Source organism: Mycobacterium sp. (assembly GCF_052145595.1).
In the GTDB taxonomy this organism is placed as follows: domain Bacteria; phylum Actinomycetota; class Actinomycetes; order Mycobacteriales; family Mycobacteriaceae; genus Mycobacterium.
Genome location: NZ_JBKQOI010000125.1, coordinates 1 through 4,924, shown reverse-complemented (window position 1 = coordinate 4,924; position 4,924 = coordinate 1). Strand labels below are relative to the sequence as shown.

Here is a 4,924-nt window from a genome sequence, read left to right as displayed (position 1 = left end):
CAGATCGCCAAGATCGACCTGGCGCTGGGCAAGCTGGGCCTGCGGCCGGGCATGACGCTGCTCGACGTCGGCTGCGGCTGGGGCGCCACCATGCGCCGCGCCATCGACAAGTACGACGTGAACGTGGTCGGCCTGACCCTGTCGAAGAACCAGGCCGCCCACGTGCAGAGCTCGTTCGAAGAAATGGACAGCCCGCGCACCAGGCGGGTGCTGCTGGAAGGCTGGGAGCAGTTCGAGGAGCCCGTCGACCGGATCGTGTCGATCGGTGCCTTCGAGCACTTCGGTCACGATCGTTACGACGACTTCTTCGCGATGGCCCACACCGTGCTGCCCGCTGACGGCGTAATGCTGCTGCACACGATCACCGGGTTGACGGGGCCGCAGTGCGCCGAGCGTGGCATACCTCTGACGTTCGAGACGGCCCGCTTCATCAAGTTCATCATCACCGAGATCTTCCCCGGCGGCCGGTTGCCGTCGATAGAGATGGTCGAGGAGCGCTCGTCGAAGGCGGGCTTCCGACTGACCCGGCGCCAGTCGCTGCAGCCGCACTACGCTTGGACGCTTGACCTGTGGGCCGAGGCGCTGGAAGCTCACGAGGGCGAGGCCATCGAGATTCAGTCCGAAGAGGTCTACGAGCGCTACATGAAGTACCTGACCGGCTGCGCCGACGCATTCCGGGTCGGCTACATCGACGTCAACCAGTTCACGTTGGAAAAGTAAACTTCGTGCCTACGAACGGGCCCCTGCCAGCTTGGGTATCGTTGCACGTCACACGATCCGCCGATGCGTGCGTGCGTTTTAGGCAGTGAATTTCATCCAGGAGAACAAGACGAAAATGGCTAAGCAACCGACTGGCCCGGCGAACACGCGGACGCGCTTCGAAGACATACAGGCGCACTACGACCTCTCCGATGACTTCTTCGCCCTGTTCCAGGACCCCACCCGGACCTACAGCTGCGCGTACTTCGAGCCACCGGATCTCACGCTCGAACAGGCCCAATACGCCAAGATCGACCTCAACCTGGACAAGCTGGACCTCAAGCCGGGCATGACACTGCTGGACATCGGCTGCGGTTGGGGCACCACCATGAGGCGCGCCGTCGAGCGGTTCGACGTCAACGTCATCGGCCTGACGTTGTCCAAGAACCAGCGCGCCCGCAGCGAGCAGGTGCTGGCGGAGCTCGACACCAACCGGTCACGCGAGGTGCGGCTGCACGGCTGGGAGGACTTCAACGAGCCCGTCGACCGGATAGTGTCGATCGAGGCCTTCGAGCACTTCGGGCACGAGAAGTACGACGACTTCTTCAAGCGGTGTTTCGACATCATGCCCGACGACGGCCGGATGACCGTCCAGAGCAGCGTCAGCTACCACCCCTACAACATGGCCGCCCGCGGTAAGAAGTTGACCTTCGAGACGATGCGGTTCATCAAGTTCATCATCACCGAGATATTCCCGGGCGGCCGGCTGCCGTCCACCGAGATGATGGTCGAACGCGGCGAGAAGGCGGGCTTCGTCGTCCCCGAACCACTTTCGCTGCGGCCCCACTACGTCAAGACACTGCGGATCTGGGGCGACACGCTGGAATCCAACAAGGACAAGGCCATCGAGGTGACCTCCGAGGAGGTCTACAACCGGTACATGAAGTATCTGCGTGGCTGCGAGCACTACTTCGCCGACGAGATGCTGGACTGCAGCCTGGCGACCTACCTAAAGCCGGGCGCCTTGGACTAGTTCTGGCCTGATTTTTCGCGCGGATGTCGGATTGCCCGCGCGCTGTTCGTCGAAACGGTAGAGAGTGGAACACAGGGTTTCGCTCACTACCGGAGGTGACAACAAATGCAGTACTTCGCCTTGTTGATCAGCGGGGAGCGAGACCGCACGCCCGAAGAAGGCGCAGCGGAGATGGCCGCCTACCAGGGCTTCCACGCCAAGGCGGCGTCGGCGATCCGCGGCGGTGATGCCCTGCTGCCGGCGGCGACCGCGGTCGACATCACCGGCGGGCCCGACGCGCCGGTCATCACGGACGGCCCGTTCGCGGAAGGTGCCGAGGTGGCCGGCGGCTACTACGTTTTCGAAGCCGAAAACCTCGACGAGGTGTTGGCATTGGCCCGCGACATCCCGGCTGCCAAGCACGGGGCCGTCGAGGTGTGGCCGGTGGCCACTCCGGGGGTTCCGGCGCAACCGCTGGAGGGCACCAACTGGATTGCCCTGCTGCTGGAGCCGCCCGACCGGGCGGCCGAGCCCGGCTCGCCGCGGTGGGAGGCGTTGGCCGTCGCCCACCAGCAGTTCGGGGCTGCGGCCGGTCAGCACATCAAGGGCGGTGCCGGCCTGCATCCACCGTCGACGGCGACCACCGTGCGGGTGCGCGATGGCGAGGTCCTCATCACGGACGGGCCGTACGTGGAAGGCGCCGAGGTCGCCAACGGCTTCTATGTGCTCAGCGCCGCCGACCGCGACGAGGCCGTCAAGGTCGCATCGATGATCCCGGCTTCAAGGGTGCAGGTGCGGCAACTGGCGGGTGTCTCGCAGCTGTAGCCGCAATGACCAACCTGGACGGCGTCTTCCGCCGGGAGTGGGGCCCCGCCGTCGCCGCGCTGGCGCGGTGGTCCGGGGACCTCACCGTCGCCGAGGACGCCGTCCAGGAAGCCTGCGCCGAGGCGCTGCGCACCTGGCCGCGCGACGGTGTGCCCGATCGTCCGGGCGGTTGGCTGGTGACCGTCGCCCGCAACCGCGCCCGGGATCGGTTACGCCGCGAATCCGTGCGTCCCGGAAAGGAATCGGCCTACGTCGTGAGTGACATCCACGCTATGCGGGCACGTGTCGATCACACCGACCCGCATCCGGTGCTCGACGACGAGCTGCGGATGATGTTCACCTGTGCGCACCCGGCGCTCGACCGCCAGTCGCAACTGGCGCTCACGCTGCGGTTGGTATCCGGGTTGACCGTCGGCGAAATCGCCCGCGCGCTGCTGCAGACCGAGGCCGCGATCGGCCAGCGAATCACTCGCGCCAAGAACAAGATTCGGCATGCCAACATCCCGCTGCGGGTGCCGCCCGCCGAGCTGCTCCCCGAGCGCACGCCGCACGTGCTCAGTTGCATCTACTCGGTTTTCACCGAGGGTTATTGGTCGACGGCAGGCCCGTCGGCGATTCGTGACGAGCTGTGCGACGAGGGGGTGCGGCTGGCCGGGGAACTGTGCGCGCTGATGCCGCACGAGCTGGAGGCGCATGCCTTGACGGCCCTGGTGCTGCTGCATGATTCGCGACGGGCAACCCGGGTGGACGACACCGGGATGCTGGTGCCGCTCGAGGATCAGGACCGTCGCCGATGGGACCGCGGCCGCATCTCCCGCGGGCTGGACCGATTGCGGCGGGCCGAGGGATCGACGGGCCCCTATCTGCCGCAAGCGGTTATCGCCGCACTGCACGCGACGGCGCCGTCCTGGGACCAGACCGATTGGCCGGCCATCTGCGCGGCCTATGACCGGCTGCTGCAGATGACCGACTCGCCCGTGGTGCGCGCCAACCGCGCGCTGGCGGTCGGTTTCCGCGACGGCCCCGACGCCGGCCTGGCCGCCCTGGACAAGGTGGCACACGATCCGCGGCTGGCCCGCTCCAATCTCGTCACGACGGTGCGCGCCGATCTGTTGCGGCGGGCGGGACGACCCGCCGAAGCCGTCACGTGGTACCGAACGGCGTTGGAGTCCAACGGATCCGAACCGGGCCGCAACTTCTTGCGGCGGCGCATCGCCGAGTGCTCCGACTGAATTAGTCGAGCGTCGACTTGTCGGGCCGATTCCGGCCAGAATCGCGCAACAACTCGACGCTCGGCGACGAAGGTCAGGCCTCCGCGAAGTTGCGGGTGATGGCCGGGTCGACCGGAATGCCCGGCCCCGTCGTCGTCGACACGGTGATTTTCTTCAGGTAGCGGCCCTTCGATGCGGACGGCTTGAGCCGCAGCACCTCGTCGATCGCAGCGCCGTAGTTCTCCGCCAGGCTCTTCTCGTCGAAAGACGCCTTGCCGATGACGAAGTGCAGGTTGGCCTGCTTGTCCACGCGGAAGTTGATCTTGCCGCCTTTGATCTCGGACACGGCCTTGGCGACGTCGGGGGTGACGGTGCCGGTCTTGGGGTTCGGCATCAGGCCACGTGGGCCCAGCACGCGAGCGATGCGACCGACCTTGGCCATCTGGTCGGGGGTCGCGATGGCGGCGTCGAATTCCAGCCAGCCGCCCTGAATCTTCTCGATCAGGTCGTCGCTGCCGATCACATCGGCGCCGGCGGCCTGCGCCTGTTCGGCCTTTTCGCCGACTGCGAACACTGCGACCCGGGCCGTCTTGCCGGTGCCGTGCGGCAGGTTGACCGTGCCGCGGACCATCTGGTCTGCCTTGCGCGGGTCGACGCCGAGCCGGATCGCCACCTCGACGGTCGCGTCCTGCTTGGTCGACGCCGTTTCCTTGGCGAGCTTGGCTGCCTCCAGCGGGGTGTACAGGCCGGTCCTGTCCACCTTCTCGGCGGCGGCGCGGTATGCCTTGCTGTTCTTGCTCATTGATTCATCCAATCTGGTGTTGGGTCGTGGTTATCAAGCGGGCCGAAGCTGGCCCTCCCACGCGCGTGGAAATATTATTCGACGGTGATGCCCATCGACCGGGCTGTTCCGGCGATGATCTTGGCGGCGGCGTCGATGTCGTTGGCGTTGAGATCGGCTTTCTTGGTCTCCGCGATCTCGCGAACCTGATCCCAGCTGACCTTGGCGACCTTGGTCTTGTGCGGTTCCGCCGAGCCCTTGCCCACGCCCGCGGCCTTGAGCAGCAGCTTGGCGGCGGGCGGTGTCTTGAGCGCGAAAGTGAAGCTGCGGTCCTCGTAGACCGTGATCTCCACCGGGATGACTTGGCCGCGCTGGTTCTCCGTGGCAGCGTTGTAC

The 4,924-nt window shown here is 66.3% G+C and carries 6 protein-coding genes; 4 read left to right on the top strand and 2 right to left on the bottom strand.

Annotated features, from left to right (window positions below):
• The 4 genes from ACLP4W_RS11185 to ACLP4W_RS11170 all read left to right on the top strand — a co-directional run.
• Window positions 1-720: cyclopropane mycolic acid synthase family methyltransferase (locus ACLP4W_RS11185; RefSeq protein WP_442386198.1), on the top strand; the 720-nt coding region annotated here is incomplete at its 5' end.
• Window positions 721-835: 115 nt separating this feature from the next.
• Window positions 836-1,732, top strand: coding sequence for a hydroxymycolate synthase MmaA4 (mmaA4, locus tag ACLP4W_RS11180; protein ID WP_442386197.1), 897 nt, complete (start codon window positions 836-838; stop codon window positions 1,730-1,732).
• A 105-nt stretch (window positions 1,733-1,837) separates the two neighbouring features.
• The gene (locus tag ACLP4W_RS11175; protein ID WP_442386196.1) at window positions 1,838-2,536 is read left to right on the top strand and encodes a YciI family protein; all 699 of its coding nucleotides are present in this window, start codon (window positions 1,838-1,840) and stop codon (window positions 2,534-2,536) included.
• A 5-nt stretch (window positions 2,537-2,541) separates the two neighbouring features.
• Window positions 2,542-3,768: an RNA polymerase sigma factor gene (locus tag ACLP4W_RS11170; protein ID WP_442386195.1), complete on the top strand. Its 1,227-nt coding sequence runs from the start codon at window positions 2,542-2,544 to the stop codon at window positions 3,766-3,768.
• A gap of 73 nt (window positions 3,769-3,841) precedes the next feature.
• Here ACLP4W_RS11170 and rplA read toward each other — a convergent pair whose 3' ends face one another.
• Together rplA and ACLP4W_RS11160 are read right to left on the bottom strand one after the other, a co-directional pair.
• Entirely contained in the window at window positions 3,842-4,549 is a 708-nt protein-coding gene (rplA, locus tag ACLP4W_RS11165; RefSeq protein ID WP_442386194.1) for a 50S ribosomal protein L1, read from the bottom strand.
• Window positions 4,550-4,623: 74 nt separating this feature from the next.
• Window positions 4,624-4,924, bottom strand: a 301-nt coding sequence (locus tag ACLP4W_RS11160; RefSeq protein WP_442386193.1) for a 50S ribosomal protein L11, incomplete at its 5' end; no start/stop codon positions are given.